The 25,457-nt window shown below is 57.9% G+C and carries 22 protein-coding genes and 2 pseudogenes; 17 read left to right on the top strand and 7 right to left on the bottom strand.

Annotated elements, in window-relative coordinates; genetic code table 11:
* The first annotated feature begins 137 nt into the window (after nucleotides 1–137).
* Nucleotides 138–587 carry a MarR family winged helix-turn-helix transcriptional regulator gene (locus Q4577_RS20180; protein WP_303472310.1) on the top strand — a complete coding sequence of 150 codons (450 nt, stop codon included), beginning with the start codon at nucleotides 138–140 and terminating at the stop codon, nucleotides 585–587.
* A 247-nt stretch (nucleotides 588–834) separates the two neighbouring features.
* Here Q4577_RS20180 and Q4577_RS20185 read toward each other — a convergent pair whose 3' ends face one another.
* Nucleotides 835–1,854 carry a LacI family DNA-binding transcriptional regulator gene (locus Q4577_RS20185; protein WP_303472311.1) on the bottom strand — a complete coding sequence of 340 codons (1,020 nt, stop codon included), beginning with the start codon at nucleotides 1,852–1,854 and terminating at the stop codon, nucleotides 835–837.
* Nucleotides 1,855–2,041: 187 nt separating this feature from the next.
* On the opposite strand from Q4577_RS20185, the gene Q4577_RS20190 reads away from it, so the two are divergent.
* The 8 genes from Q4577_RS20190 to Q4577_RS20225 all read left to right on the top strand — a co-directional run bounded on the left by Q4577_RS20190 (nucleotide 2,042) and on the right by Q4577_RS20225 (nucleotide 13,939).
* Entirely contained in the window at nucleotides 2,042–3,946 is a 1,905-nt protein-coding gene (locus tag Q4577_RS20190; RefSeq protein WP_303472313.1) for an ABC transporter substrate-binding protein, read from the top strand.
* Between the two features lie 182 nt (nucleotides 3,947–4,128).
* The gene (locus tag Q4577_RS20195) at nucleotides 4,129–6,159 is read left to right on the top strand and encodes a family 10 glycosylhydrolase (protein WP_303472314.1); all 2,031 of its coding nucleotides are present in this window, start codon (nucleotides 4,129–4,131) and stop codon (nucleotides 6,157–6,159) included.
* Between the two features lie 3 nt (nucleotides 6,160–6,162).
* A complete protein-coding gene (locus Q4577_RS20200; RefSeq protein ID WP_244689116.1) occupies nucleotides 6,163–7,149 on the top strand; it encodes an ABC transporter permease in 987 nt (328 codons plus the stop codon).
* 10 nt (nucleotides 7,150–7,159) lie between these two features.
* Nucleotides 7,160–8,338 (top strand): ABC transporter permease, encoded by a 1,179-nt coding sequence (locus Q4577_RS20205; protein WP_303472316.1) that lies wholly within the window; start codon nucleotides 7,160–7,162, stop codon nucleotides 8,336–8,338.
* Entirely contained in the window at nucleotides 8,338–10,068 is a 1,731-nt protein-coding gene (locus Q4577_RS20210) for an ABC transporter ATP-binding protein (protein ID WP_303472318.1), read from the top strand. Before Q4577_RS20205 ends, Q4577_RS20210 begins: the two co-directional genes overlap by 1 nt.
* A gap of 12 nt (nucleotides 10,069–10,080) precedes the next feature.
* Nucleotides 10,081–10,866 (top strand): 2-oxo-tetronate isomerase, encoded by a 786-nt coding sequence (otnI, locus tag Q4577_RS20215; RefSeq protein ID WP_303472320.1) that lies wholly within the window; start codon nucleotides 10,081–10,083, stop codon nucleotides 10,864–10,866.
* The gene (locus Q4577_RS20220; RefSeq protein WP_303472323.1) at nucleotides 10,863–11,735 is read left to right on the top strand and encodes a 2-hydroxy-3-oxopropionate reductase; all 873 of its coding nucleotides are present in this window, start codon (nucleotides 10,863–10,865) and stop codon (nucleotides 11,733–11,735) included. Before otnI ends, Q4577_RS20220 begins: the two co-directional genes overlap by 4 nt.
* 89 nt (nucleotides 11,736–11,824) lie before the next feature.
* The gene (locus Q4577_RS20225) at nucleotides 11,825–13,939 is read left to right on the top strand and encodes a beta-galactosidase (RefSeq protein WP_303472325.1); all 2,115 of its coding nucleotides are present in this window, start codon (nucleotides 11,825–11,827) and stop codon (nucleotides 13,937–13,939) included.
* Nucleotides 13,940–14,329: 390 nt separating this feature from the next.
* Here Q4577_RS20225 and Q4577_RS20230 read toward each other — a convergent pair.
* A pseudogene (locus Q4577_RS20230) lies at nucleotides 14,330–14,467 on the bottom strand (IS6 family transposase); the annotation flags it as partial.
* Between the two features lie 147 nt (nucleotides 14,468–14,614).
* On the opposite strand from Q4577_RS20230, the gene Q4577_RS20235 reads away from it, so the two are divergent.
* The 6 genes and pseudogenes from Q4577_RS20235 (at nucleotide 14,615) to Q4577_RS20260 (ending at nucleotide 20,047) form a co-directional block, all read left to right on the top strand.
* A complete protein-coding gene (locus tag Q4577_RS20235) occupies nucleotides 14,615–15,703 on the top strand; it encodes a mandelate racemase/muconate lactonizing enzyme family protein (protein WP_303472326.1) in 1,089 nt (362 codons plus the stop codon).
* A 23-nt stretch (nucleotides 15,704–15,726) separates the two neighbouring features.
* On the top strand, nucleotides 15,727–16,716 hold the full coding sequence (locus Q4577_RS20240; RefSeq protein WP_303472327.1) for a TRAP transporter substrate-binding protein: 990 nt from the start codon (nucleotides 15,727–15,729) through the stop codon (nucleotides 16,714–16,716).
* Between the two features lie 63 nt (nucleotides 16,717–16,779).
* Entirely contained in the window at nucleotides 16,780–17,295 is a 516-nt protein-coding gene (locus Q4577_RS20245; RefSeq protein ID WP_303472328.1) for a TRAP transporter small permease, read from the top strand.
* 2 nt (nucleotides 17,296–17,297) lie between these two features.
* Complete coding sequence (locus tag Q4577_RS20250) at nucleotides 17,298–18,575, top strand: TRAP transporter large permease (RefSeq protein ID WP_303472329.1); 1,278 nt, start codon at nucleotides 17,298–17,300, stop codon at nucleotides 18,573–18,575.
* A gap of 9 nt (nucleotides 18,576–18,584) precedes the next feature.
* On the top strand, nucleotides 18,585–19,331 hold the full coding sequence (locus tag Q4577_RS20255; protein WP_303472331.1) for a FadR/GntR family transcriptional regulator: 747 nt from the start codon (nucleotides 18,585–18,587) through the stop codon (nucleotides 19,329–19,331).
* Between the two features lie 309 nt (nucleotides 19,332–19,640).
* A pseudogene (locus Q4577_RS20260) lies at nucleotides 19,641–20,047 on the top strand (DDE-type integrase/transposase/recombinase).
* A 28-nt stretch (nucleotides 20,048–20,075) separates the two neighbouring features.
* On the opposite strand, the gene Q4577_RS20265 reads toward Q4577_RS20260, so the two are convergent.
* Complete coding sequence (locus Q4577_RS20265; RefSeq protein ID WP_303472333.1) at nucleotides 20,076–20,294, bottom strand: hypothetical protein; 219 nt, start codon at nucleotides 20,292–20,294, stop codon at nucleotides 20,076–20,078.
* 190 nt (nucleotides 20,295–20,484) lie between these two features.
* On the opposite strand from Q4577_RS20265, the gene Q4577_RS20270 reads away from it, so the two are divergent.
* Complete coding sequence (locus Q4577_RS20270) at nucleotides 20,485–20,736, top strand: CopG family ribbon-helix-helix protein (RefSeq protein ID WP_303472335.1); 252 nt, start codon at nucleotides 20,485–20,487, stop codon at nucleotides 20,734–20,736.
* Complete coding sequence (locus tag Q4577_RS20275; RefSeq protein WP_303472337.1) at nucleotides 20,733–21,041, top strand: type II toxin-antitoxin system RelE/ParE family toxin; 309 nt, start codon at nucleotides 20,733–20,735, stop codon at nucleotides 21,039–21,041. The genes Q4577_RS20270 and Q4577_RS20275 overlap by 4 nt, the downstream gene beginning before the upstream one ends.
* Nucleotides 21,042–21,295: 254 nt before the next feature.
* Here Q4577_RS20275 and Q4577_RS20280 read toward each other — a convergent pair whose 3' ends face one another.
* From Q4577_RS20280 to Q4577_RS20295, 4 genes are all read right to left on the bottom strand, one after another.
* On the bottom strand, nucleotides 21,296–23,590 hold the full coding sequence (locus Q4577_RS20280) for a calcium-binding protein (protein ID WP_303472339.1): 2,295 nt from the start codon (nucleotides 23,588–23,590) through the stop codon (nucleotides 21,296–21,298).
* A gap of 226 nt (nucleotides 23,591–23,816) precedes the next feature.
* On the bottom strand, nucleotides 23,817–24,359 hold the full coding sequence (locus Q4577_RS20285; RefSeq protein WP_336623651.1) for an IS6 family transposase: 543 nt from the start codon (nucleotides 24,357–24,359) through the stop codon (nucleotides 23,817–23,819).
* Nucleotides 24,344–24,514, bottom strand: a complete 171-nt coding sequence (locus Q4577_RS20290; protein WP_303472341.1) for a hypothetical protein — start codon at nucleotides 24,512–24,514, stop codon at nucleotides 24,344–24,346. Before Q4577_RS20290 ends, Q4577_RS20285 begins: the two co-directional genes overlap by 16 nt.
* Before the next feature lie 90 nt (nucleotides 24,515–24,604).
* Entirely contained in the window at nucleotides 24,605–25,276 is a 672-nt protein-coding gene (locus tag Q4577_RS20295; protein ID WP_303472343.1) for a GntR family transcriptional regulator, read from the bottom strand.
* Nucleotides 25,277–25,457 lie beyond the last annotated feature (181 nt).

Consider the following 25,457-nt stretch of genomic DNA (forward strand, 5'->3'; position numbering starts at 1 on the left):
GAAATAATAGTTCAACATGGTAATTATTTAGTCAAGTAATATTTGTGGCCGATCATACTTGCCAGTATTGTCATCCAGAATGCAGGCAAACAGGCGAGTCAGATTCATTGGAGCAAGAGCCGAGAGATTTCGAAGCAATGCCAAAGGACTATCACCTTCACGAACGTCTTGGCTTTAAGCTAAGTCGGCTTTCGCGCCTGATGCAGAGCCGCCTGGAGGCAGGCCTGGCCGAGCATGGTTTAACGCGCTTGAAGTGGTGCGTTCTAGCTGGTGTAGGTATGGAAGGGCACAGCGCGCCGTCCGATCTTGCCGATCATCTTGGAATCACCCGCCCAGCGATTTCGCGGCTTCTCAAAGCCATGATAAAGGACGGCTTGATCGAGCGCAGCCTGGTTGAAGAAGACGGCCGTTCACGGCAGATTTCCATCACCGAATTTGGTCAGCAAAAGCTTCAGACCTGTTGGCCTATGGTCGATGCAAATCAGGATCACTTTTTGCAGAAACTGTCAGCCCAACAGCGGCAGGATCTGAACCAAACGCTGAGTGACATGATGCAGGGCGAAGCTGATGCGTTTGACGACCTTTAGTAAATTATGCTCTGAAACTTGGCTGGGGATCGTCAAGGTGCTATGTTAGGCTAAGGACCTGACAGACAACACTATTTCAGGCGGTCACCTCGGTTCCGGCGATAGGTTGTTGCGGTCCTTGTATGGCGGCGGAGGTGGAACAGGTTTGCGGTTTCATCATGGACGGCCAGGAGCCTTTGTGCGTGACGGGAGGATTTGCACCGGGATGCCGAGAACCTCGCCGTTGCTTTCCACGCACAGCAGGATTCTACGGGAAGATCTTTCCAAACAGCCTTTCTTGCGTCTGAACAGAAGGCGCAGGCCCGGAAGAGTCGCGCTCTATCAAGATATTTGGCACCCGCACTCGCCACGACATGTCGGGCCAATCCGCCACTGTCAGTCGCGAATGGATCAGCCGCACCGCCGCGCGGCCCATATCGATGCAATTGGTGTGAATGGTGGTCAGGGGCGGGCGGATGTAGCGCGCGGCGCTAAAATCACCGAATCCGACAACCGAAATATCCTCGGGTATACGCCACCCACGCGCCATCAGGTCCGTCACCGTGGTCAGCGCCAAATCGTCGATGGCGCAGAAAAATGCCGTCGGACGCGCGCCTTCGGCCAACAGGGCGTCAAAACGCTCGGAAAATCCGCCGCGGGTTTTCCAGGTCACGTCATGAACCAACGTTTTTTCGGCCATCAGGCTCAAGGCAGCTGTCATCCCGTTAAGCCGTTCGCGCCGCCCCCGCAGATCGAACGTCCCATGTATATAGGCGAACTCCCTGTGGCCCAGACCATAGAGGTGCTTGGCGACCGCCTCGCCTGCTTCGTGGTCGGTGCCGCCAACGGAATCGGCCTGGTCGAGCGGTTCCAGCCAACCGTTGCAGACAATCGGAACCTTCAGCCCACGCAGCGCATTCAGATACCTTTCGTGGGTCACATTCACCGTCACCAGCCCATCACATTTGGAGGCAAAGCCCATCATTTCGTCAAAATCATGCATCCAGTGCACCTGTGCATCGTAGCCGACATTATTGGCCTCGATCTGTATGCCGGATTGGATTTGCGTGTGGATTTCGCCGTTGAAGTTGCCACCATCCCAAAAAATGGCCCCGATCACCCGCGACTCCTGTCGCGTAGGCAATTGGTATCCCAGCCGTTCCGCCACCGACAAAACCCGCTTCCGCGTCTTTTCGCTGACGCCTGATTTGCCGGCAAGCGCACGGGAAACGGCGAATTTCGACAGGCCGGTTTGTTCGGCAATTGTCTTCATTGTGACCCGCGACATGATCGAACCGTACCTTTCATACTAACCTAACGACGTTTAGTGAGTCAGATAAATACCTGTAAATATTACCTATTTCAAAAACCTTCGTCAGATCGAAAGAAAATTTAGCCTAACTCTTTACCTAACGTTTGGTGAAAAGCAAGAATAAGTCACACAAGAACAAAAAACGCCACCAAGGAGGAAAACCATGCAAAGTCTGACAAGACGTCACTTTCTATCCACGGCAAGCGCGCTGGTTGGCGCGGGAACATCAGGGGTGTTGTTTCCCGCAGCGGCCGCATTTGCGCAGGATCTGCCCCCGCTAAATGAGCGGTTGCCGGAAAACCCGCTTGTGATCACGCCGACCGACCGACCCGGCAAACGGGGCGGGACATGGAACCATGCGCTTGTGGGTGGCGGATCGCTGTCGATGCTGGTGCGGTATCAGGGATACGAACCGCTTGTCCGATTTGACCCTGCCTGGACGAAAATCGAAGCAAACGTCGCCGAAAGCTGGGAGGTCAGCGCAGATTCCAGGACCTATACCTTCAATCTGCGCAAGGGTCACAAATGGTCCGACGGCACAGCCTATACCACCGAAGATATCCGGTTCTGGTATGAGGACCTTCTGCTCGACCCGGAAATAACATTGGCCAACCAAAGCTATTGGTCAACCGGCGGCGAGATCGGCAAGCTGGACGTGATCGACGAAACCAAATTCAGTGTCACCTTCTCGGAACCTAACGGTTTCTTCCTTCAAAACCTCGCCTGGGCGCAGTTCGATCAGCTGACCCGCGCGCCCTCGGCCTATCTCAAGCAATTCCACGCCAAGTATAACCCCGACGCCGACAAGCTGGCGCAGGAGCGCGGGTTCGACAGCTGGGTTGCCTTGTTCCAGCGGGAACATGGGCTGCATCAGGACAATGTTTTCTTTCAAAATTCCAGCCGTCCAACATTGAACGCATGGGCCTTTACCTCGGCCCCCGGCGAAGACACCGAACGCGCCATCGCCGTGCGCAACGATTACTATTTCAAGGTCGATACCGAAGGCACCCAGCTGCCATATTTTGACAAGGTAATGTACCAGATGGTCGCGGACCCAGAGGTTCTGTTGCTGAAGGCGTTGCAGGGTGAAGTTGATCTGATGGATCAATATATTGGCACCCCAACCAACAAACCTGTCCTGTTCGACGGTAAAGCAGACGGCGATTATGACTTCTATACGCTGAAAGAAAGCGCCGCCAATGTCATGGTATTTCAGCTTAACCTGAACCACACCGACGCCACCAAGCGCGACTTGTTCAACAAACGAGACTTCCGCGAGGCGCTTTCGATTGCCATCGACCGTCAGGCATTGATTGATGCGGTCTTTGTCGGGCAGGGCAGCCCCGCGCAGCCGTCAATCAGCGAAAGTGATCCGCTATATAACGAACGGCTGGCCAAACAGCACACCGAATATGATCCGGATCGGGCGAACGAGATCCTGGATACCCTTGTGCCCGACCGGGACAGTGAAGGCTATCGTCTGGACGCCGAGGGCCGTCGTCTTTCGATTATCTTTGAAATTGACCAGGTGCGCACGACCTTTCTTGATATGTTCGAACTGGCGCTGCCGATGTTCCAGGACGTCGGGATTGATGCCCAAATCCGCACGATGGATCGGTCGCTTTGGGAAACCCGAGTGCGCAATGGCCGGGATTTTGACGCCTCGGCCCACCAGTTCGGCGCCAATGCCGGGATCGCTGCAATGATTGACCCGCGTTACTTGGTGCCGTTTTCGTCAAACTCGATCTATGCACCGGGCTGGGCGCGTTACTATATCGACCCGACCGCAGGCGATGCCGAGGAACCGCCCGCCGAAATCAAGGCGCAGCAGGAATTGTATCGCAAACTGCTGTCGACGGGCGATCCCGATATGCAAAAGGAATTGTTCGGTCAGATGCTGGACAATGCGGCGGATCAGTTTCTGGTCTTTGGGGTCAGCCTGCCGCCGGATGGCTACGGTATCGTCAAGAACGACATGGTGAACACGATGGACGTCATGCCAAACAGTTTTGGTTGGCCGACCCCCGGTCCGGCGCGTCCAGAGCAGTTCTTCAAGTCGTCGACTTGACGACAAACTGGTGAGCGGTCCTCCCCCGCTCACCTCCTTTTCTTCAATTTTCCAAAATCACCGGCAGGGGTTCTCTGCCGCATACCAAAGGTCTGTCCATGTTCAACGCGCGAAAAGATACAGAAACTACGCTCAGAACCCCACATTGGTATCGCAGCGCGACCCGTTGGACCCAGCTCACATTGGCTGAGGATGACCCGATCAAGTTTGATCCAGAGCAGTGGATCGACATTTTCAAACGCACGAAATCCAACGCGACCTGTCTGTCTGCGGGGGGCTATATCGCCTTTTATCCGTCCAAGGTGCCGTTGCATTACGTCAGTAAATATCTGGGCGACAGCGATCCGTTTGGCCAATTGGTGGACGGCGCACGCGGGTTGGGCATGCATGTCATGGCGCGTGTCGATCCGCATGCGATCCACCAAGAGGCCGCGGATGCGCATCCCGAATGGGTGGCCGTCGATGCCGATGGCAATCCGCGGCGCCACTGGGCCTATCCCGATGTCTGGGTGACCTGTGCCTATGGCAGCTATAACCGGGATTACATGCCGGAAATTGTCCGCGAACTGGTGCGGGATTATGACATTGATGCGGTGTTCGCCAACCGCTGGCAGGGGCATGGCATCTGCTATTGCAAGTCTTGTACAACCGATTTCGCCGCGACCACCGGTTTCGACCTGCCGCGCAGCACCGACACCGCCGATCCGGCGTGGCGCGCATGGTCCAAATGGCGCCGCAGCAAGCTGACCCAAATGGTTGTGGAATGGGATGAGGCGGTCAAGGCGATCAAACCCAACGCCAGCTTCATCCCCAACATGGGGGGTGCATCGCTGATGGAGTTTGAGCTGTCGCTGATTGAAAAGCATTGTCCTTTTCTTGTGGTTGACCATCAGGGCCGCGACGGGACAGAAGCGATCTGGAAAGCTGGCCGCAACGCCAAACGAATGCGCGCCACATTCCGCGAACGGCCCGTCATCCTGATCACCTCGGTCGGGCCAGAGGATCATCGCAACCGGTGGAAGGATAGCGTCACCACCGGGCCAGAGATTGAAAGCTGGATCACCGATGGCGCGATGCATGGCATGTTGCCATGGTTCACCAAGTTTAACGGGGTTGTGCCGGATGAACGCTGGATCGCGCCGGTGGCCGATGCATTCGATCTGCATGCCAAGGTAGAGCCGCTTTTGACCGCATCGTCTACTGCCACGGAAATCGCCGTGCTTGATGCCACCACAACCCTACGCCACTACGATTGGAATGATCGCGCCGCCGCCGAAGCAGACGAATTGGGCGTGGATCACGCGCTTATCGAATCCGGTCTGCCGTTTGAATTCATCTCTGACCATGCGATGAGCGCCGAACTGCTGGATCAATTCCGCCTGATTATCCTGCCCAACGCCGTATGCCTGTCTGATGCGCAATGTGGGCTGCTATCGGATTGGGTCGGGCGTGGCGGCAATCTGGTGGTGATGGGGGCCTCGGCCACCTGTGACCAGGACGGCACCCCGCGCGACGATTTCGGTCTGGCCGATGTGTTGGGCAGCCATCTTGCCAAGGGCCCGCGCGGCCCGCTGAAAAACACCTATGTTGCCTTTGCCGACACCGATCATGCGATCTGTCAGGGATTTGGACCGGCGAAACGGATTATCGGCGGCACCCGGCTGACCGATGTGACCGTCGAGGCCGATACCGGCGCGCCCGTGCTTTACGTTCCCGATTTCCCCGATCTTCCGATGGAAGAGGTCTATCCGCGCGAGGAACCGCATGGCCCGGCGATCATCACCCGCGAACATGCGTCTGGCGGGCGCACGGTGCATATTCCGTGGAACATCGGGGCCACGTTCAATGATGTGTTTGCCGAAGACCACAAGATACTGATCGAAAACGTTGTGCGCTGGACGCTGGGCACCGCGCCGATGCTGGACGTCACCGGCAAAGGCGTGATTGATCTGGCGGTGCGCACGACCGAAAACGGCGTGCTTGCGCTGATGACAAACCTGACCAATCCGATGATGATGAAGGGGCCAATCCGCGACATCTGGCCCGTTGAAGACATCACACTGCGCGCACGCCTGCCCAAAGGGGTCAGCGGTGCCAGTGCCCGGCTGGCTGTCGCGGGCCAAGATGCCAACGTGCGTATCGCGGCGGGAATCGCGCATGTCACGGTGCCGCGCATCGCACTGGCAGAAGTCGTGTCGATAGACTGGAGCTGAACTATGTTTGGGTACGTCCTGAAACGAATTGTGCTGATGATCCCGACGATGATCGGCATATCCTTTATTGCGTTTTTCATCATACAGTTGCCGCCGGGTGATTACCTGACGTCCGTCATCGCGTCGATGTCGGACAGCGGCCAGGACATGCACCCCGACGAGGTGCGCCGCATTCGCGCACTTTACGGCTTGGATGAGCCGATGATCGTGCAATATTTCAAATGGATCACCGGCATCTTGCTGCGCGGCGATTTCGGCTATTCCTTCGAATGGGGCCGCCCGGTCAGCGAGCTGATCTGGGACCGGATGGGCGCGACATTGGCGGTGTCCATGGCGTCGCTGTTATTCGTCTGGATCGTATCGCTGCCCATCGGTGTCTATTCCGCTGTGCGTCGCCATTCGATTGGCGATCATGTGTTCACGTTGTTTGGTTTTTTGGGTCTCGCGATCCCCAACTTCATTCTTGCGCTGACGCTGATGTACGTGGGGTATAAATACATGGGGCAAAGCGTTGGCGGATTGTATTCGCCAGAGTTTGTCGGTGCCCCTGCCAGCCTTGCCAAGTTCTGGGATTTGCTGAAACACTTGTGGATTCCGGTTGTGGTGATTGGCACCTCGGGCACCGCATCTCTGATCCGTATTCTGCGCGCCAATCTGACGGACGAGTTGTCAAAACCCTATGTCATCACTGCCCGCGCCAAGGGTTTGCCAGAGCATCAGGTCATCATGCGCTATCCGCTGCGTATCGCGTTGAACCCGTTTGTGTCGGCCATTGGCTGGGTTCTGCCGCAGTTGATTTCCGGCGTGACGATTACCGCCATCGTGTTGAACCTGCCCACCGCCGGACCGCTGCTGCTGCGCGCGCTGGTGGCACAGGACATGTATCTGGCGGGCAGTTTCATTCTGTTGATGGGCATTCTGACCCTGATCGGGATGTTGATTTCCGACCTACTTCTTGCGGCGCTCGATCCCCGCATCCGGTTCACCTGAGGAGCGTCCCATGACCCTTGTATCGCATTATGACGATCTGGCCGAAGAAACCGGCCCGGCAATTTCGCCCCTGAAACCCGGCGACGACCCCGACAAGATCGCGGTCGCCAGCCAATGGCAGCTGATCCGCGCCCGGTTCTTTGCCAATAAGGTCGCGGTGGTGGCGGGCATCATTGTCCTGCTGTTCTATTTCGTCGGGCTGTTTGCCGAGTTTCTGGCCCCGACAATTCCGTCCAAGGCGCAGCCGCGCTTTACCTATGCGCCGCCGCAAAGTCTTGCCTTCTTTGTCGAGGATGCGGAGGGCAACCGCCGGTTTCAACTGCATGTCAAAGGCTATGCAATGTCGGTTGACCCCGAAAGCCTGCGCCGCAGCTTCACCATCGACCCCGACAAGATCGTGCCGGTCGGCTTCTTCGTGAAGGGCGAACCCTATAAAATGTGGGGGATGTTCGAGATGGAGCGCCGGCTCCTTGGGGCAATCAACAAACGCGACCCGATGAACCTGTTGGGCACCGACAGTCTTGGGCGTGATCTGCTGAGCCGGGTGATCTATGGCACGCGGGTGTCGATGTCGATCGGGTTGATCGGGGTGGCGTCGAGCCTGATCATCGGCACTGTTCTGGGGGCTTTGTCAGGGTTTTATGGTGGTTGGGTCGATCTGTCGGTCCAACGGTTGATCGAAATCATCTCGGCCATGCCGACCATCCCGCTTTGGCTGGGTCTGGCAGCGGCCATTCCGATCACCTGGTCGCCGCTCAAGGTCTATTTCGTGATAACGCTGATCGTGTCGCTGCTGGCCTGGACCGGGTTGGCCCGAGAGGTGCGGGGAAGGTTCTTTGCCCTCAAAGGCGAGGATTTCGTGACCGCCGCCACGCTGGATGGTTCCAGCCAGCGCCGGGTGATCTTTCGCCATATCCTGCCGTCGCTGACCTCGCATATCCTCGCGGTTGTGACGCTGGCGATCCCGACGATGATCGTGGCGGAAACCGCGCTCAGCTTTCTGGGAATCGGGCTGAAAGCCCCGGTTGTCAGCTGGGGTGTGCTGCTTCAGGACGCCCAGAATATCCGCACCGTCGCCACCGCACCCTGGCTGTTGATTTGGCCCTGCCTTGCGGTCGTGGTGTCGGTTCTGTCCTTCAACTTTCTCGGAGACGGGTTGCGCGATGCCGCCGATCCCTATGGTCACTGATGCAACAGACAGCCAACATACATGAACACACGGCCGCAGACGATCTGGCCCTTACGGTACGCAATCTAAGTATCGACTATCACTTGCGGTCGCACATTCTGCATGCGGTGCGCGATGTCAGCTTTGACTTGGTCAAGGGCCGCACGCTGGCGCTGGTCGGGGAAAGCGGATCGGGAAAATCCGTCACCGCGCGGGCGCTTTTGCGGATCATTGACGCCCCGGCGCGGGTCACATCGGGCGAGATCACGCTGTTTGGCCCCGACGCGCCCTTGCGCGTGGATGAAATGGGTGAAAACAGCCGCGAAGTGCGGGCCATTCGCGGGAAACGCATTGGTCTGATCTTTCAGGAGCCGATGTCGTCGCTTTCGCCGGTGCGCACCATCGGGGCGCAGATTGTGGAATCCCTGCGCCTGCACCGCAAAATGACGGTTGCCGAGGCCAAGGCCGAGACGGTCAATCTGTTGCGTCAGGTTGAAATCGCACAGCCCGAACAGATGGCTGACCGCTATACCTTTGAGTTTTCCGGGGGTATGCGGCAACGGGCGATGATCGCCATGGCGCTGGCCTGTGACCCAGAGGTTTTGATCGCGGATGAACCGACGACGGCGCTGGATGTGACCACACAGGCCGAGATCATGGATCTGATTGCGCGGCTGCAACATCAGCGTGGCATGGCGATGATGTTGATCACCCATGATCTGGGTCTGGTTGCGGAAATGGCCGATGATGTGGCCGTCATGCGGTTTGGCCGGATTGTCGAACAGGGGCCAACAGATGCGATTTTTCACGATCCGCAGACAGCCTATACCCGCAGATTGATCGACGCGACCATGCGGCTGGAAACCGGGCACAACCGACCGCCGCCGCCAATGGACGGGCCGCCGCTTTTGTCGGCCAAGGAGGTCAGCAAATACTTTGGCGAGGCCACCTGGCGGGGCAAGAAAAAGTGGGGGATCACCGCAGTCGACGGCGTCAGTCTGGATCTCTGGCCGGGCGAAAACCTTGGCATTGTGGGGGAAAGCGGATCCGGCAAGACAACGCTGGGCAAGATGCTGCTGCGCATTGTCGAACCCAGTACAGGCAAAGTGATCTGGCGGCCGGGTGCGGGCAATGGCGACGCGGCGGAACGTGACGTGACCGCCATGCCGAAAGAGGCGCTCAAGGGGTATCGCCGCGCTGTGCGCTTGGTGTTTCAGGATCCCTTTGCGTCGCTCAATCCGCGTATGACCGTGAAACAGGTTGTTGGTGATCCGCTGATCGTGGCCGGGTTGGCCAGTGGGGCCGCGCTGGAAGACCGGGTAGCGGAATTGCTGGACATGGTGGGCCTGCCACGCGACGCGATGGAGCGTTATCCGCACGCCTTTTCCGGCGGTCAGCGTCAGCGGATCGGGATTGCCCGGGCGCTTGCGCTTGACCCTGAAATCATCATCGCGGATGAGGCGACCAGCGCGCTTGATGTGTCGATCAGAGCGCAGATCCTTGATCTGCTGCTTGATCTGCAAAAGCGGTTGAACCTGTCCTTCGTGTTCATCGCCCACGACATTTCTGTCGTGCGCTATTTCTGTGATCGGGTCGCGGTGATGCATCGCGGCAAGATCGTTGAAACCGGCACCGCCGAACAGATCATCACCGATCCGCAGCACGACTATACCCAGTCGCTGATTTCGGCGGTGCCCAACCCGGATCCCCGCAACAAACGCATGGCAAGCCGTATTCGGTTTGCCAGCTGACAAGAGGATATTATGCCCAGATTTTCCGCCAATCTTTCCATGCTCTACAGTGAACATGGCTTTCTTGACCGTTTTGGCGCGGCTGCCGATGATGGTTTCAAGGCCGTCGAATACCTTGGTCCTTACGATGAAAACCCGGATGCCGTGGCCAAGGCGCTGGCTGACAACGGTTTGCATCAGGCGCTGTTCAATCTGCCGTCGGGTGATTGGGCCGGGGGTGAACGTGGCATTGCCGCGCTGCCGGGGCGCGAAGAAGAGTTCCAAGCGGGCGTCGCCCGCGCCATCACCTATGGCCGCGCCATTGGCTGTACACAGATAAATTGTTTGTCTGGTATCGTGCCTGCCGGGGCAGTGGCCGCCTGCGAAGCGGTATTGGTCGAGAACCTGAAATTTGCCGCTGATCATCTTGCCGAGGCTGGCATTCGCCTGTTGGTCGAGCCGGTGAACACCCGCACCATTCCGGGTTTTGCGATTTCAACCACTGACCAATGGGAACGGATCGCCGCCGCCGTCGGCAGTTCGAACCTGTGGCTGCAATACGACTTCTTTCACATGCAGATCATGCAGGGTGATCTGATTCCGACGTTTGAGCGACTGCAACCGCGCATCGCCCACGTCCAAATCGCCGACACCCCCGGCCGCCACGAACCTGGCACGGGCGAAATCAATCATCCCTTCCTGTTTCAACGGCTGGATGCGCTTGGCTACGACGGCTGGGTGGGCTGCGAATATGCGCCACGGTCCGGCACGACCGAGGGACTGGGATGGATCAACGACATGACAGGAGCAACAGCGTGAAGATCGGATTTATCGGCCTTGGGGTCATGGGACGGCCCATGGCGAAACACTTGATTGATGCGGGTCATGAGGTCGCGGTGTCGCGGGTCAAGGAAGCATCGCGTTTTCTGATCGACGCGGGCGCGCGTGAGGCGGCAAACGCCGCTGATGCCGCCCGCGAAGCAGAGGTCGTGATATTGATGCTGCCGGAAACCGAACACGTCGAAGAGGTGCTGTTTGGCGCAAATGGCGTGGTTGCGGCGCTGTCGCAGGGCGCGCTTGTGATCGACATGAGCTCCATCTCGCCCGTTGCAACGGTGGGTTTTGCCGAAAGAGTTGAGGTGGCAGGTGGTCTATGGGTGGATGCGCCAGTTTCCGGCGGTCAAAAGGGGGCCGAGACCGCCAGCCTGTCGATCATGTGCGGCGGATCTGACGCCGCGATGGACCGCGCGATGCCCATTCTGGAAACGCTGGGCAAACGCATCACCCATGTGGGCCCGGCCGGTGATGGGCAGACCGCCAAGGTCTGCAATCAAATCATTGTTGGCCTGAACATTCAGGCGGTGGCCGAGGCGCTGACCCTGGCCGAAGCGGCGGGGGCGGATGCAGCCAAGGTGCGCGCCGCGCTGTTGGGCGGTTTTGCCGACAGCACGATCCTGCAAGTGCACGGCGAACGCATGATCAACCAGACATTCGATCCGGGTTTCCGCATTCGGCTGCACCGCAAGGACATGACGCTTGCCGTTGAAGCGGCCAAGGCACTGGATCTGATGCTGCCCAACACCGCGAATGTGCAGGGCATGATGAACGCAGCCGTCGGGCGTGGCGATGGCGATCTTGACCATTCGGGAATGATCCGAACGCTGCACGCGCTGTCCGGGCGCGGCTGACAACACAACGAAACGGCGGGGGGCTCGCTCTCGGTTCGGCGCTTTGGCCGCACCGCTGGGGAACCCTTTGCCCAAACCAAGGATAGAAGATGACCGCCAAGACACCGCAAATCCCGTTCGGAGCCGTCTATTTCCGCAAATCCAATCCGCCGCGCGAAGACTGGTCGCGCGACTATGGTATTGCGTCACAGGATGGGTTGAACACCTTTCGCCACTGGTTCATGTGGTCCGCGATCGAGCGCAAGCCTGGCGTCTTTGACTGGGACGATTGCGACCGCCAGCTGGATCTGGCGGCAGAAAACAACATGGCGACGGTGATCGCCGAATTCACCATGGCCGCGCCGGATTGGCTGCAACGCAAATATGCGCAGCACCGCCAGGTCAGCATTGACGGTAAATACATGGCCTCGACCCTCAGCCCGTCGGTGGCGGTGGGCGGTTTCGGGCAGGGCCTGGGCGGGGCGGGCGCGCTTACGCTGAATGCACCCGAAGTGCATGAAGCGGTGATGGAGTTCCTTACGACCCTGGCCACCCGGTACAAGGATCATCCCGGGCTCTACGGCTATGACGTGAACAATGAAGTCAACTATCAGCCGGATTTCGATTTCTCGGACGCCACTGCCGCGGCATTCCGTGTCTGGCTGCAAGAGAAATACGGATCCCTCGATGCCCTGGCCGAGGTCTGGCACCGCTATTCCTATGCCGAATGGGACGACATCATGCCGCCACGGCAGGTCCAGCCCTATGCCGAATGCTACGATTGGCTGCGGTTTCGTCGGGACAACTTCTATGGTCATGTAGAGGACAAGATCGCCACGATCCGCGCCGTCGATCCGCATGCCAAGATCATCTCGCACGGGATTGCCGGGGCTGTGACTGCGCTGGGTCGGCATGGCTGTGACGATTGGCGCGCCGCCAGTCAGGTGGATATCTACGGCTACACATGGATTGCGGCGCGCAAGGGCAATCAGGCCTGGCGCAACTTCTTTGCCGGGGATTTGATCCGTGGCGCGTCACGGGGCAAACCGTTCTGGCATGCCGAGCGTCAGGGCGGGCCGCTTTGGATGCAGCCGCAGGTCATGGGCCGTGACAAAGACGATGCCCGCGTTGCGGAACCTTCTGATATTCGCCTGTGGTCATTGGCCTCTTTCGCCGCTGGGGCACGGGGGATGATGAACCTGCGGTATCGCCCGCTTCTGGATGGGCCGTTGTTCGGGGCGTTCGGCAGCTATGGCATGGACGGCAGCCGGACCGAACGGTCCGACATGGCCGCCAGCATTGCGCAATGGACAAACGCCCCAGAACAAGCCGATGCAATGGCCGCAAAACCAATGCGCGGCGAGGTCGGCCTGCTGTTCGCAGATGAGACACAGATGTTTGACAGCCTGTTGTCGGCCGAGGGTCAGTTCAAGACCTTTCAAGAGGCAATGTGGGGCGCCTATCGCGGGTTCATGGACGCTGGTTTGCAGCCGGACTGGGTGCATCCCGATGACATGGACGGGTACGACGTGATCTATGCGCCATACCCCGTTATGTGGCCTCGCGCTGTGGCCGAGCGCATTCGCGATTGGGTCGCTGCGGGTGGCACCCTGATTTCCGAGGCTTGCCCGGCCTATTTCGGCGATCATGGTCGGGTGGGCGTGCATCAACCGAACTTCGGTCTGGATCAGATGTTCGGCGCGCGCGAGGTTGAGGTGGAGTTCATGCCCGACATTGCCGATCACGCGCATTTCGAGTTGAATGGCACGCGCATGACCTGTGGCGGGTTTCGGCAAGCCTATGATGCGCCCGAGGCCGAAGTTCTGGCGCGTTTTCCCGATGGCAAAGCCGCCATCGTGGCCAATACACATGGGGCGGGTCGCACGCTTTTGGTGGGATCGCATCTGTCGGCGGCGGATTTCCAGGCCAGAGAAACGGGCGGTTCAGGTGCCCCCGGCTGGTGGGATTTCGTCTGCGATTGGGCAGGGGTTACAGCCAATGTCACCTGTACCAACAGCGCCGTGATCACGCGGCTACACTGTTCGGATAACGCCAGATATGTCTGGTGCATCAACCCCACAAACCGCCCGCAGACCTGCCGGATCTCCATTGATGGCGCGCCGGTCGAGGGCAGGCCGCTCTGGCTGGACGGCACCGACCGGGGGGATGGCACCTTCGATCTGACGGACCGGGGGGCATTGGTCGTGTCTGTGCCCGTCTCCTAGAAATGGCGTTCTGGACTTGTAACGGCCCGGTTAGGGGGGTATCGCAAGATGCTCTGCCGCTAACCGGGCCGTTTGATGTTGGAGTTTCCGGTTAAACTTCCCTGGCTGGGAGGGGCGCTGAGAACGATGCAGGGCCTTGCCAACTTGGTGTCGCGTGCCTGAGAAGAATTCCCCCGGGTTCTCGAACGGCCATTTCCGCTGCATAGGTTTTTCAGAGGTCAAAGGCATCGGCCCTGGCCTGGCGAATAGGCCTGAAATAGCTGCGCAACTTGTCCGTCCAATGATCGGCCGCGCGCCGAACCGGACGATCCGTCGCTTTTGGAAACGTCGCGCGGCCGTTGCCTTGCGCTGATGATGCGCGGGGTACGTCCAGCGCATCCCGGCTCACGTCACACCTCGTTCTGCGAGCAAATCTTCGACATCAGCCGTGCTGAGGGCGAAGCGGTGATAGAGCCGGACTGCATAGGCGACGATGACGCGTGGGAAGCTATGACCTTTCAGCCGGGTCATGATGGATGGAACGCCCATCGTAAACACTTGGACAGCCACGAGACCTCAAACAGGTTGCCAGAGCCTCCGTCCAAATCCCATAAAGATACTAATTAATTTCATTGCCGCTTGATTTACCTGTCAGGCAAGCATAGTAAGTACCTCCAAATACCAATGGAGGATTCGATGCCAATCGAAAAGGTATCCATAGATCACTACAAGATTCCGCTTCCACGGGTTCTTACCGATGCGAAACATGGTGAAATGCGTGATTTCGGTTTCGTCGCCGTGCGGATCACCGACCATGAGGGGCGCACCGGGCTCGGCTATACTTACACGGTCAATGCCGGCAGCGGGGCGGTCGCAGCGCTGGCCAGAGAGCTGGAATCGCTTCTGATAGGCAAGGATGCCGACTGTATCGAGGCCCTTTGGCAGCAAATGTGGTGGCGCCTGCATTTCGTGGGGCGCAGCGGGCTGGTCTCTTTCGCCATTGCTGCAATCGACACTGCACTTTGGGATCTCAAGGCGCACAAGGCGCAGATGCCTCTTTGGAAGCTCTTGGGCGGTCACAACCCCAATGTTGTCGCCTACGCTGGGGGTATTGATTTGTATCTTCCGCTCCCGGATCTTCTGGAGCAGACGCGCCAGAACCTCGCCTCGGGCTTGCGCGCCATCAAGATGAAAGTCGGACGGGACAACGTATCCGAAGACATTCAGCGGGTTGCGGCCATGCGCGAACTGATCGGCGACGACATTCCATTGATGGTTGACGCCAACATGGGCTGGAGCGTTGACAAGGCGATCATTGCCGCGCGTCAACTGGCCGAGCTGAACGTGACCTGGTTGGAAGAGCCGACCGATCCCGACGATTATCAGGGCTATGCCCGCATCCAAGCCGAAGGCGGGATGCCGATTGCCGCCGGAGAGAACCTGCACAGCCTATTCGAGTTCCGCCAAATGATTTCGGCCGGCGCTGCGACCTTCATCGAGCCCGACGTGGCCACCTGCGGCGGCATCACGCCCTGGATGAAGATCGCGCGGCTGGCTGAGGCCCACAACCTGCAAGTGACCTCGCACGGGGTGCATGACCTGCACCTGCACCTTCTGGCGGCGATCCCCAACGCCAGCTTCCTCGAGATCCACGGTTTCGGGTTGGAGCGTTTCATGCACAACCCGCTCACCTTTACCGAAGGTCGCGCCCGCGCAGGCGACGTGCCGGGCCACGGCATCACCCTTGATTTCGAAAAGCTAGAGGCCTTCCGCGCCGACAGCTGAACCCATGTCCGGAGGAGAATGACATGACCAAGACCCTTTCCGCCCTCGCGGTGCTTTTGCTCGGCTCCACGTCCGTGATGGCCGCAGACTATGAGCTCAAGCTCGGCCACGCCGCCATTGGTGCCGAAAACCCGGTGCATCTGGCACTGGAGGCTTTTGCCGAGGATATCGCCGAATCCACCGACGGTCAGATCGAGGTAACGATCTTCGGCGGCGGCCAGATGGGCAACGACCGCGAGCTGGTGGAACTGGCGCAGGAAGGCACGATCGACATCGCGGTCCCCACCGTGTCCAAGCTATCGGCCTGGGACCCGGCCTTTGCCGCGCCCGAGATTCCTTACGTCTTTCCCAACCGCGACGTTGCGCTTTCAGTTCTGGGCGGCGCTTATGGAGATTTCCTGGAGCCCAAGCTGAACGACCTTGGCCTCACCACGGTGGGTTGGTTCGAAAACGGCTTCCGGCACGTGACGAATAACCTGCACCCAATTTCCAAGCCCGAGGACCTGCAAGGCATCAAGCTGCGCACGATGGCGGTGGAGGCCCATATCGAAGCCTTCGGCCATCTCGGCGCCAACCCGACGCCGATGGCGTTCTCTGAGCTGTATTCGGCGCTGCAACAGAACGTGGTCGACGGGCAAGAAAACCCGCTGACCAACATCGTCAACAACAAGATGTACGAAGTGCAGGATTACGTTTCCCTGACCAACCACGTCTACAGCGCCTACATCGTGGTGATGAATCAGGGCGCCTACGAAGACATGCCGGAGGAGCTGCAAACCCAGCTGCGCGAGGCGCTGGCCCGGGCATTGCAAACCGAGCTCGACATCATTGATGCGGATGAAGCCCGCAATCTCGACGTGATCGAAGAGGCCGGCGTGAAAGTGAATGCGCTGTCCGATGCAGAGGTCGCGGTTTTCCGTGAGACTCTCGGCGCGCTGTCGGGCCGGTTCGAGGAACTGGTCGGCGCAGACGCCTATCAAGCGCTCACCGCTGCCGTTTCCGAAACGCAATAAAGCCTGAAGACGGGGCGGCCTTCGGGCCGCCTCTTGCCCATCGCAAAGATCTGGGAGGAAACGATGCGTGCACTGAAATGGTTTGAGGCCAACTTCGAACGGACGATCCTGGCGTGCTGTATGGCGCTCATGGCCGCCCTGATCTTTGTGCAGGTGATCATGCGCTACGTGTTCGAGAACTCGCTGGTCTGGTCCGAGGAACTGGTGCGCTGGCTCTTCATCTGGACGATCTGGGTCGGTATTGCTTATGCCTTTCGCTCTGGCGATCACATCCGCATCACCATGTTGTCCGATCGGCTCTCGTCCCGGGCGCGGCACTGGCTGGAAAAGATCATCTGCGGTGCGATGATCGCTTTCTTCCTCTGGATCGGCTGGCTGGGCGTGCAACAGGCCACGTCGCCCATCGTGGCGCGGCAAAGCTCGGTTGTTCTGCACTGGCCGTTCAGCGACACCAAGGTCAGCCTGACATGGCTTTATGCCACCTTGCCATTTGGCAGTTTTCTGTCGGCGATCCGGCTGCTGCAACACCTGTTCGCGCACCCAGGCGATCGCGACACCATTGCGCATGGCGAGGTTTGATCATGGCGACTGCTTTCCTTTTCTTCTGCTTCTTCGCATTAATCCTGTTTTCCGTCCCGGTCGGTGTCGCCATCGGCGCGGCCACGCTTCTGGTGATGGAATTCGTGCCGGGCACGCCGCCCGCCTCCCTGCTGATCAAGAACGCCATCGTGGGGTCCGACAACTTTCCGCTTGTCGCGGTGCCAATGTTCATTCTTGCCGGAGAGATCATGCTCGCCGGCGGGCTATCAGAGCGGATCGTTGGCATGGCGGCGCGGGTCGTCGGGCGGATGCGCGCGGGTCTGGCTTATGTAAACGTGCTTGCGTCGATGTTCTTTGCCGCGATCTCGGGGTCGTCCCCTGCCACCGTCGCGGCCATCGGCTCCAACCTGATCCCCGAGATGGAGAAACACGGATACCGGCGCGACTTCTCTGCTGCGCTGACCGCGGCATCAGGCATGCTTGGGGTCATGATCCCGCCGTCGATTCCACTGATCATCTACGGTGTCGTGGCAAATGTTTCGCTCGGGTCGCTCTTTATCGCGGGGATCGTGCCAGGCATTCTGTTCGGCATAGGTTTCATGGTCGTGGCCCGCATAGTGGTCTCTGAAAATGTGACCGAGCCAGTCGTAACGGACGAAGACCAGACCGATGGCGCACCGATCCGCGGAAAACGAGGCGGCATCTGGGCGCTGTTCGTCCCCGTCATCATCCTTGGCGGCATCTACGGCGGCATTTTCACCCCCACCGAGGCCGCAGGTGTGGCGGTGGTCTATGCGCTGTTCGTCAGTCTCGTGATCTACCGCGAGATGGGGTTAGTCGATTTGCCGGGTATCTTGGTGCGCAGCGGGCGGACCACGGCGACGATCATGATCATGGTCGCGATGGCCTTTGCCTTCGGCCGGTTCCTGACCATCGAGAGCGTGCCGGCCGATATGGCCGAGCTGATTACAGGGGCCACCACGAACCCGATTGCCATCCTGCTGTTGCTCAACCTGGTGTTGCTGGTGGCGGGCATGTTTCTCGAGCCCGTGGCGGCGATCATAATCCTGGCGCCGATCCTGCTGCCGATCGCAAAGTCTGCGGGCGTTGACCCGGTACACTTCGGCATCATCATGACCTGCAACCTCGCCATCGGCTTCTGCACGCCCCCGGTCGGCATAAACCTCTTTATCGCAAGCTCCATCGCCAAGGCCCCGGTCGAGGCCGTGATCCGCAAGGTGCTGCCCTTTATGATCGCGATGTTCATCTCGATGGCTCTCGTCACCTTCCTGCCAGCGCTTTCCCTTCTGTTCCTTTAGGTGCTATTCATGCAAACTGCGGCAATTGAACTGGAAAAGGGCAGGAAGCGGCGCGTGGCCAGAAGCTCGAAACTCACGGATGCGGCCTATCACGACATCCTCAGCCGCATCGAGACCGGCGAATACTCCGTGGGCCTGAGACTTCCCTCCGAGCAAGACCTGTGTCGCAAGATCGACGTTTCGCGTACCGTGGTCCGCAAAGCGATCTCGCGTCTGCGCGACGAGGGGATCATCGAGACGATCCGCGGCTCCGGCGCCTTTGTCCTGGAACGGCCTAAGGGCGGACCCGGCCCATCGCCGTCAGTACCCGGCATTGTCGTCGAATCCATGGCTGATGTTCTGGAATGCCAGCAGATGCGCATGTTGATAGAGGGCGAGATGGCGGTGCTCGCGGCGGAACGCTGGCGGCCGGAAGATATGAAGCGGCTGGAAAGCGCCCTGAACCAGATGGCGCGCGAGGACGAAGATGCCCTGGGCACCGTGGACGAAGACCTGGCCTTTCACGAAGCCATCGTGGCTGCGTCGCATAATCGGGTCGGGATCGCGCTGTATGCCACGATGATGCCCGGCATACGCATCGGGATGACGATGCAGCGCGGGCTCTACAAGCTCTTGCCGAAATCACGCGGGCCGAATGGTTTGAAGGAACACCGGGCGCTTCTGGACCTGATCCGCGAGCGCAAGGCGGCTGAAATTCGCGACGCCATCCACAACCATATTTCCTACTTCCACTCTGACCTGCGCCGGTACGGGTAAACAGCCCTTTGTACCCGATCGCCATACTCGGTCGTCGCCAGCGCGGTGACAATCGGCATTGAAGTTTGGCCCTGGCGCGCATTGTGTGATGCTTCGCGCCATTACCCCTACATTTGGCGTGGATTCTGAAGGGGATCATAGAGGTCGTCCAGGTTTTTCGACCAGTTTTCCGCCGGGCTAGGGCGGGTGATTTTTGAAGCCACATGTGTGTATCACCGGCTTGTCGAAACGGCTTTGGCCGAGCACGGTATCAGCTTTGCGCGGGTCAAGTAGGGCTACCTCTGGCGTGCCATCGATGCCAACGGCCAGATGGTCGATTTCCGCCTCACCGGGCGACGCGATGCCAAGGCTGCAAGGGCCTTTCTCAACAAGACCATCGAGCCTGTGCGATTGCACCGACCAGCTACAATCGTAACGGACAAGACGCACAGTTATCGACGCGTCATTCGAGAGATCAATCATCAGTATGATCCTCTTTTTGACAGCATCCGACATATCGATCGAAAGTGGCGAAACAGCCTATCGAGAACGATCACGCGGCCATGAAGCGGCTACTCGGATACCGGCAGCGCTTTCAATCCTTGCGATCGGCCAAGGCGACCCTCAGTGGCATCAAGACAATCCGCACTATCAAACGTGGGCACATCTATCACAAGAAACCAGGCGTCAAAGGCGAGATCGAATTCATTCGCGGGTTGTTCGAAAACGCTGCGTGACCCTGCCACCCTCCCGGGCTACCGCGCGCTAGCAGGAATAATGCAACAGTCCCGCTTTGTGCGCGTTAAAAGCGGCGAGATAATCGCGGTCGTCCTCTGCCTTTGACCAGGCGAGGCCGAAGCCGGGTTCTGCATCCTCACGGACACGGGCCTTGCCGGTCTCGTCGTGACGCTGCGCATGGAGGGACGCCCCGCGAAGCCGGGCGATGGTGGTCATCTTGTTGACGCGGATAGCTGCCTTGAACATAGGGGCAGCGTAGGGAGGCTGGGGAGAATTGTCATTTCAAATGACAACCCACTAGGCAATTCTCTGCGAGCCGCTCCGCTAATTGCCGTTGGGCCGGAGGCGCTGCGCCTTCTTGGACCTCCCGCGCGGCAGCGCTTGGAAATGGGGATGATCCGCCTTATGATTACAGGTGATTGCAACGAAGCACACCATGCCGCAGCGTGCCACATCCGAACCTATCACCATCCGCACTGCCAAGGTGTCCGAGATCGACGCTCTGGCAGCCGCGATGGATCGGTCCCGCAACTACATCGTCAACCAGGCCATCGAGCAGTATCACGAAGCCAATGCCTGGCAGATGGAACGGATCACCACCGGCATCGCTGCCGCGCGTGAGGGCAAGGTCGTTCCTGCTGATGAGGTCTTTGCCGGGATCGCCAGAAAGCACGGCTGGTCGCGTTGAAGCACCTCGTCATTGCCGAACCAGCTGCCCACGATCTGGAAGGGATCGTGGACTACATCGCGTTAGACAATCCTGCGGCGGCCGAGGGGGCCTATCGCGGAATCATCACCGCCGCGTACAAGCTGCCGCAGTTTCCGTCCCTCGGGCGTCCAGAACGTCACCCCGAAACGCGGGAGCTGAGCGTATCGGGATTGCCCTATCTGATCGTCTATGAGGTCAGCGCCGAGGCCGTGACGATCCTTGCCGTATTCCGTACCGCCCGCGAACTGATCCAGGCGATACGAGAGCGGGCGAAAGCCAACTAAATCATCCGGGAGGCTTATCCCTGTACGGATCTTACCTAGGCATCCAGATGCTCGTAGCACACTTAGCTCAGGCCTGCTTTCGCGGCCTGCCGCGATTGCGCAGCGGGGCATTGTAGATGGACCAGTTCTCCCTGCGGTAACGGGCACGCTCGTGCTACCCGTCTGCCCGATTGGATTCGCTATTTGAATTCAATCGGGCAGAGCTCCACAACAACGCCCATCAAGATGGATTTTCCTCTTGCCTTGATCTTTCATCAAACAAACTCAAACGTAATGTCGCCCTGCGCCAGCACCACGCCTTCGAGCACAACACTATCGCTTCCATAGCTGATCGTGGTGTCCGTGCCGTTGTCCGTGACCGTCACGGTGGTGCCTGCGGAAAAGTGCAAGACATCCTCGGCGGCGGCGAAATCGGTGATCTGGTCCGCGCCGTCCCCGGCGGCAAAGACAAAAGTGTCCGCGCCTGCGCCGCCGGTCATACTGTCGTTTCCAGTGCCGCCAATCAGCCTGTCGTTGCCGTTGCCGCCGAACAGCCTGTCGTCGCCCGAACCTCCATTGAGTTTATCCGTACCGCCAAGCCCGATAAGAGTGTCGCTGCCTTCATCGCCATAGAACACATTTCTGAATTCATTGCCCGTCAGTGCATCATCAAATCTTGTCGCAGACACAATTTCGATGTTCGCGATCACGTCGTTTTCAGCCCAACCGCCATTTTGTGTTTGATCACTCAAATCCACCTGTACGGCAGCATAGCTGTCTTCGTAACTCAGCCAGTCTTCTCCAATTCCGCCCAAGAGCGTGTCATCGCCTTGCCCGCCAATCAAAGTGTCTGATCCGTTAGCGCCTTGAATGGAATTGTTGCCATAAGAGCTTCTGAGCAAATCGTCGCCGTCACCGCCATGGAGCCGGTCAAAACCACCGTACCAGCTCCCGCCTCCGCCTTCTAACGTATCATTGCCCGCCCCTCCAAAGAGACGATCCGACGATCGATTTCCGCCAGTCAAAAAGTCGGCCCCTTCGCCGCCCAACAAAACATCAAATCCCGTTCGTCCAACCAGAGTGTCGTCGCCAGACTGACCAAATACGATGTTCCGACCTTTACCGACCTGCAGATAGTCATCACCTGCTCCGCCATCGACCGTGTCGTTGCCATCGCCAGAATAAATGGAATCTGAGCCATCATTTCCAAAGATGACGTCATTGCCGGTCAACCCAAAAAGCAGATCATCCCCTGCGCCGCCGTCAATTTCATCACGCCCTGGCCCGCCGTTCAACTTGTCGTCGCCGTCTTGACCGTCGAGTGTGTCATCGCCGGCAAATCCGTAGAGCACATCCGATGCGTCTTGCCCGATAAGAAGTTCGTCACCAGGTCCTGACAAAATCGTGTTTTCATCGAAAAACCGCGCATATGCGTTGGTTGAGTATCCATTGCGGCTGGAGTGCCACGTTACAAGAAATGACCCGTCTTCATTTGCAGCGACGCTTGGGCTTCTCTGGTCCCCCGCAACAATTGTGTTGACCTGAAAAACCTCTCCGTCTGGCTCTCCTGTCTGATCGAAGATTCGCCCAAAAACTCCATACTCATCGCCATCCAATTCGTCTTCGGTCCATACAACGACAAATTGTCCGTTTGGCAGCAGTGCCACTTCCATTTCACCGCCGATTTCGTCCAAAGAAATCTTGAAAGGATCGCCGACGGGGCTACCGGTGTCGTCGACATTTTGGCCATAGATCCCTTCTTCCCCGGAGGATCTTGAATAGGAATTGTAAAAAAGCACTGAGCCGCCCCCTGGCAGCGCCAAAATCTCCTGTAAAGATGTCGAAGTATCGGATGTACTGGGCGGGGCGACAACGCGGGAAGCATCTCCGAGGGGAATGCCGTCAACTCCGACGTTCATCGCGTAAATGCCAAGCTCAGTCCCGCTTGGGTCATGGGATTGCCAAGTGATAAGGAATGACCCGTCGGATAGGGTGGTTAAAGCAGCGTTCGCATATCTGTAACTGACCGTCGTGTTGGTAGGAACCGTCACGCTGCTGAGCGCTCCGGACGTGTCAAACCGGTTCAAAATGAACTCTGCGTCGCTGCCAGGTTGCCCTTCGACCCATTGGAGAAAAACGATATCCCCATTGGGTGCTGTGACAAAATCTGGGAACTCATGCGGTCCGCGGCCCTGAATGTGAGTTTCGTATTCTAACGGAACCACCGTGCCACCGATGCCCGTTGGGTAGATCCATATGTAGTCGTCAAAATTAACGAATCCGTCAAAAACGCGTGCTCCTACAAAGAATCCTTCCGCTCCGATTGCCCCAATCTCGTATGCGCCGGAATCAGTTAAGTTAGGGCCGAGAATCCTTTCGGGAGTTCCTACTCGGTTACCGTGCTCGTCAACGTATCTGACTGCGACCTTGTAAGTGTAATAATAGTGATGAAGTGTCGAGTTTAGGTAAGTAATAGCAAAAGTGCCGTCGGCCAAAGTGGTGACCTCAGGTCGCGAAGTAAACCGAGGCTTGCTTCCATCTAAAAGAAATTCTGGATGCAGTCGCACCATAACTCATAAACTCCAATATCTGTTGTCTTTCAACGGTCGTCGCGTAAACGAAATATGCATATAGTATGGCATTCTAAGCATCGGAAACCACAGCGCAAGATGAGGCCCGAACATTCTCCGAAAATCTCAACCCAGTGGTAGCTGTATCCTCGTTATCATTGAATTCATGAAAGGGGACTGTTGCATTATTCCCGCTAGCGCGCGGTAGCCCGGAAGGGTGGCAGGGTCACGCAGCGTTTTCGAACAGCCCGCGAATGAATTCGATCTCGCCTTTGACGCCTGGTTTCTTGTGATAGATGTGCCCGCGTTTGATAGTGCGGATTGTCTTGATGCCGCTGAGGGTCGCCTTGGCCGATCGCAACGATCGAAAGCTCTGACGGTATCCAAGGATCCGTTTCATGGCCGCGTGATCGCTTTCGATGAGGTTGTTGCGCCACGTCTTGTCGATGTGCCGGATGCTGTCAAAATGTGGGTCGTATCGACAATTGATCTCGCGGATCACACGTCGATAGGTCGGAGCTTTTTCTGTGAAGATGGTGACCGGGCGATGGAGTCTTACACGCTCAATCGCTTTGTTGAGAAAGGCCCTGGCTGCCTTGGCATCTCGCCGCGCAGTCAGGCGGAAGTCGATCATCTGACCGTTTGCATCGACAGCCCTCCACGGATAGCGCCATTTGCCGTCGACGCGGATGTAGGTCTCATCGACATGCCAATCGACGCTTGCCCGGCGCAGATGCTTCTCGGTTCGCTTGATCAGTTCCGGACCCAGCGATACACCGTAGAGCGATCAACCGTGATGTCGCGCTCTTCCAGCAGATCGACGACATCTTGGTAAGACAGTGGATATCGCAGATACCAGCGTACGGCACGCAGGATGATCTCACGTGGAAAGCGGTGATGCTGGAACGGTGATTTGCGCGGCATGCTCGACCTCAAAAATCGCAACGTCCACAAGAATTGCGATTAACGAAACAGTCCCCTTGTTTTAGTTGCAAATTGAGCTGAATGCATTGCTTAAAAATGTGGCTCCAATCTGTTGCGAGAAGCAACTATATGGCTTTGCATCGCTTTCTTTGCTGCACTAGGACGTCGGTTTTTGATGGCCTGTAGTATCTCTCGGTGTTCTTCGTTTGCTTGATCTGCTACCGATTTATGAAAGTGTAGCCGGAACAAGTGATTGTGGACTGTTAACCTTTGAATTGCGTTTTTTGCTATTCGATTGCCTGAAATGCTCAGAATTTGATTGTGAAATTTGTCATCTTTTTGAGCAAACTTTCCGTAATTCCCGAGGCTGCCACGCTCCGAAATCAACTCCATATCTAATAACAGTTTCTCCATTATTTCCAATTCTTGTTTAGTTGCGACTTCAGCAGCTCTTGCTGCTGCCAGAGGCTCAATCATCAAGCGAAAATCGAAGATTTCGGCCATCTCGCTAGCATCAGGTAGGGGGGGGGTACTGTAACCAACATTGACTTCTCGAACCACCAAGCCCTGCGTTTGCAATTTCACTAAAGCCTGACGAATCGGGGTCTGCGAGACATTTAGTTCTCGAACCAACGCATCGACGGACAGACGGCTTCCGGCAGGCATTTCAGGAGAAGTGATCAGGTTTAAAAGGCGATCATATACCTGATCAGCCAGGGGCTTAGACTTTCCGACTTGTCGTAGCTTTGCATGTTTTGCCATCTCGCGCGGGCCTCAATTCTTTGATTTTCGAAATTTCTTGACCGAATCAAAATTTACTTTTATTCGGTGTTCAGGTCAAATCCGATCGGATCGGATATCGTAAATTGACCCGGTGCAGACGCTGGGCGTAACATCAGGCAGAGACTGCCAGCGATGTTGCTGAGCCCCCACTGCACTTCTG

The organism is Marinovum sp. 2_MG-2023 (genome assembly GCF_030548265.1).
Taxonomy (GTDB): Bacteria; Pseudomonadota; Alphaproteobacteria; order Rhodobacterales; family Rhodobacteraceae; genus Marinovum.

Excerpts from the sequence above, each read along its gene's own strand:
- Q4577_RS20205 (WP_303472316.1), top strand. The coding sequence starts at position 7,160 with ATGACCCTTGTATCGCATTATGACGATCTGGCCGAAGAAACCGGCCCG.
- Q4577_RS20245 (WP_303472328.1), top strand. The coding sequence starts at position 16,780 with ATGCGTGCACTGAAATGGTTTGAGGCCAACTTCGAACGGACGATCCTG.
- Q4577_RS20210 (WP_303472318.1), top strand. The coding sequence starts at position 8,338 with ATGCAACAGACAGCCAACATACATGAACACACGGCCGCAGACGATCTG.
- Q4577_RS20290 (WP_303472341.1), bottom strand. The coding sequence starts at position 24,514 with ATGCCGCGCAAATCACCGTTCCAGCATCACCGCTTTCCACGTGAGATC.
- Q4577_RS20250 (WP_303472329.1), top strand. The coding sequence starts at position 17,298 with ATGGCGACTGCTTTCCTTTTCTTCTGCTTCTTCGCATTAATCCTGTTT.
- Q4577_RS20265 (WP_303472333.1), bottom strand. The coding sequence starts at position 20,294 with ATGTTCAAGGCAGCTATCCGCGTCAACAAGATGACCACCATCGCCCGG.
- Q4577_RS20255 (WP_303472331.1), top strand. The coding sequence starts at position 18,585 with ATGCAAACTGCGGCAATTGAACTGGAAAAGGGCAGGAAGCGGCGCGTG.
- Q4577_RS20235 (WP_303472326.1), top strand. The coding sequence starts at position 14,615 with ATGCCAATCGAAAAGGTATCCATAGATCACTACAAGATTCCGCTTCCA.
- Q4577_RS20270 (WP_303472335.1), top strand. The coding sequence starts at position 20,485 with ATGCCGCAGCGTGCCACATCCGAACCTATCACCATCCGCACTGCCAAG.
- otnI (WP_303472320.1), top strand. The coding sequence starts at position 10,081 with ATGCCCAGATTTTCCGCCAATCTTTCCATGCTCTACAGTGAACATGGC.
- Q4577_RS20200 (WP_244689116.1), top strand. The coding sequence starts at position 6,163 with ATGTTTGGGTACGTCCTGAAACGAATTGTGCTGATGATCCCGACGATG.
- Q4577_RS20190 (WP_303472313.1), top strand. The coding sequence starts at position 2,042 with ATGCAAAGTCTGACAAGACGTCACTTTCTATCCACGGCAAGCGCGCTG.
- Q4577_RS20185 (WP_303472311.1), bottom strand. The coding sequence starts at position 1,854 with ATGTCGCGGGTCACAATGAAGACAATTGCCGAACAAACCGGCCTGTCG.
- Q4577_RS20280 (WP_303472339.1), bottom strand. The coding sequence starts at position 23,590 with ATGGTGCGACTGCATCCAGAATTTCTTTTAGATGGAAGCAAGCCTCGG.
- Q4577_RS20225 (WP_303472325.1), top strand. The coding sequence starts at position 11,825 with ATGACCGCCAAGACACCGCAAATCCCGTTCGGAGCCGTCTATTTCCGC.
- Q4577_RS20295 (WP_303472343.1), bottom strand. The coding sequence starts at position 25,276 with ATGGCAAAACATGCAAAGCTACGACAAGTCGGAAAGTCTAAGCCCCTG.
- Q4577_RS20180 (WP_303472310.1), top strand. The coding sequence starts at position 138 with ATGCCAAAGGACTATCACCTTCACGAACGTCTTGGCTTTAAGCTAAGT.
- Q4577_RS20240 (WP_303472327.1), top strand. The coding sequence starts at position 15,727 with ATGACCAAGACCCTTTCCGCCCTCGCGGTGCTTTTGCTCGGCTCCACG.